General features: G+C 33.6%; 1 protein-coding gene. It reads right to left on the bottom strand.

Annotated features, from left to right (window positions below; translation table 11 throughout):
* Positions 1–544 precede the first annotated feature (544 nt).
* Positions 545–1,648, bottom strand: a complete 1,104-nt coding sequence (locus AFK68_RS04235) for a glycosyl transferase (protein WP_094671727.1) — start codon at positions 1,646–1,648, stop codon at positions 545–547.
* Between the last annotated feature and the right edge of the window lie 1,435 nt (positions 1,649–3,083).

The raw sequence follows: 3,083 nt of genomic DNA, 5'->3' as shown, positions 1-3,083 counted from the left end.
GTCAATTAATTATTCATTCAACAATTCAGGTTTCAAGCCTTCCATTATAATGAATAATTAATAATTTACAAGCCATAAAGAAGCCTGAGATAGTCTGTTATAAATTAAGAATTTTTCACTCTAGATAATTCTTAATTGTATTCCTACGGAATGCTGCGCAAACGACACCTCGTTACATGAACATTGTTAATTGCTGAACTATGGTTAAAACCTTCAATAATTGATAATTACCTCTCCCTCAAAGGAAGAGGATTGAATAAAAGGAAAATAAATTCATTGTTTCTCCTTGATCATGATAGGTTTTAAACCTTAATTATTCGGTAATGGAATTGAATTATCAGAAAATCTGATGAAAGCAGAAGCTTTAAACTTTTGGGGATTAATTATCAATTATCCATTATCAATTATTGAACCATGGATAATTGATAATTACCTGTCCCTAAAACAGATTGGATTGAATAAAAGGAAAATAAATTCATTGTTTCTCCTTGATAATGAGAGGCTTTAAACCTTAATTATTCGGTAATTGGATAGTTATAAGTAATTATTGTAAATAATCTACAACTGCTTGAGCGATCGCTTCAGTACCATTTTTATCTAATTTTTCAGATTTACGGGGTGCTTGTAGGGGTTGTCTGAGAAATTCCCAATCACCATCAAAAAATTCTGTTGGAGGTAAAATTTGATGATAACTATAATCTTGAATTCCTTCTAATAAAAATTTTGATTCGCCAAAACCTTCTCTGACTAATGAAATAATAGGTATCTCTAAACGCAAAGCTTCAGCAAAGGTACTATATCCTGGTTTAGAAACAACTCTGCTACAAATCGGCATCAAATCTACAGGGCGAATACGTGGTAAATTTTTATCTATTTTTTCAGCTTCTTTTGTGACATTTATTAGATTAGGAAGTTCAGGAGTATTACTATCTAATGTTAGAAATTTCCAGTCAGGAAAACGAGCGAGATTTTGATAAGGAATTTGGTCTAAACCTAAACCGCCAAAAGTAAGTAAAACAGTTTTTTCTTGGTCAGAATGAATATCAAATTTTGCTTTAATTTCTTCTGGTTCATAACGTGGAGTTCCCCCAGTTAAACCCACATCTAAAATATTAGGAAAAATGCTCATAGGTTCGTGGAGTGGAAGGCGAAATAAACGTTTACACTGAGCAAAAAATTCTCCTATCCAATCAGCAATTTCCAGAAATTCACCACCCCAAGAACGATAAATAAAATCCCAACCAAAATTACCCATCATCCAACCATGAATATCAGCAGCTTGAGCAATTTTAGCAGCAATGGGTGGAATATCTGCTAATAATAAATCTACTCTATTTTGCTTAATAAAATTTACTTCCCCAGCAATAATTGACCGTTCTTTGTGTCGAATTTCCTGCAATTTTTCTAGAGTAGTTTGTTTATCCATAGTGATACTATCTGATTGAATAACTCCCACATCAAAAGCACGAGGACGATAAATAAAATCACCAGAAATATAAGATTCTAATAACCAACGAGGAGCAGTTGTCACCATAATTAATAAAACATCTGGGCACATTTTTTGTACCAGGTTGGCAACTGATGATATGCGGACAGCATGACCAAATCCATGATTAGTAATGGCAATATATAAGGTAGGTCGAGACATATAGCAATCCTATTTTAGTTGTAATATTTTGGTAGTAGTTAGGAGTCGTAGGGACGTTTTGCTGCGCAACATGAAACGCATTTTTGTGATGCAACGTCCGTACAGGAGTCAGAATTACAAAGGCTTTCAGTTAAAATCAACTATTATAAAACTTGTCACAACCTATTTAGGATTGCTATAGATTTTTTTCTAGTTGTAAATAATTAGGGAGGAGTTACTTCAGTTATCAGTACCTCCTTTCATTAATGGATAATGGATAATGGATAANTAGATTTTTTTCTAGTTGTAAATAATTAGGGAGGAGTTACTTCAGTTATCAGTACCTCCTTTCATTAATGGATAATGGATAATGGATAATGGATAATTACCTCTGGTTAAAATCGTTCTTGATTGAATATAAGGAAATATCCTAGCACTTTTTTTCCTCTTGAAAGGGGATGCTTTTAACCTGAATAATTAATAATTATTCGGTAATATAAAAGCTTGAAATACTGAATTTGATTTTTTTATCCCTCTGAAATAGGAGGTTTGAGACCTTATTTTCTAGTCATGAGTCAGAAGATAATTTGGAAAATTTGATTGGTCAGAGGGTGATTTCAGTTATCAGTTATCAATTATCAATTATCAGTTATCAGTTATTAGTACCTCCTGCCGTTTGCGCAGCATTCCGTAGGAAACCAGGAAGCTTGAAATACGGAATATTCTTTTCTCTTGGTCGATTGGATATGGCGTTTAGCGTTCCGCACAACTTTCCTATCGGAATGCTACGCAAACGTTAACGCTGCGCGACATATAAAGCGGAGCGGCTCTGCAAGAGCGTGAAACCCGCTCCTACGGACCCGCTGCCTCTTTCAGAGGAGCTGCGCTAACGCCATCCCATCCTACGGACTGCTACGCAAACGACCGCTTTTTATCCCCTTAAAAGAGGAGGCTTGAGACCCAAATTTTTCGGTCATAAAAGAGTAGAAATAATTATTATAGTTACCCTAAAGATGGGCAGGTTTTTATAACTGATGATCCGAATACCGAATAATATAGATAATAATACTATTTTATTGAAAAAATATAATTAAGTTAGGTAAAATTAAAAACAAAATTTTTGTAAAAATAAACGCCATATTTAAAAATATGTAGTAGCATTATCTTCCAATAATTATCCTGATAGAAATCTTTTCCTCATTTTCCTCGTGATATAAGCATTCAGACATCAGCTAGCCTCTTAGATTTGTTACTAGGTATTATACCAATCACCAAAAGTAATGCTATACTTAGCTAACACTTCAGTTATTAAGTAGTTAACACCCATATTTTAATCTTTTTGCTAATTTTAGCACTTGTTAATGTTAATCCCACATTCCGCACGACAAAATGTAGTACATAAAGAGGGGAAAACTTGAGTAAGTATTTAGACTCAAGAAAAAAAAACCTCAAACTG

This window comes from Hydrocoleum sp. CS-953, assembly GCF_002260545.1.
Classification (GTDB): domain Bacteria; phylum Cyanobacteriota; class Cyanobacteriia; order Cyanobacteriales; family Microcoleaceae; genus Trichodesmium.
Note: the sequence above shows the minus strand (reverse complement) of the source record. Positions and strands in the feature narration are given on the sequence as shown.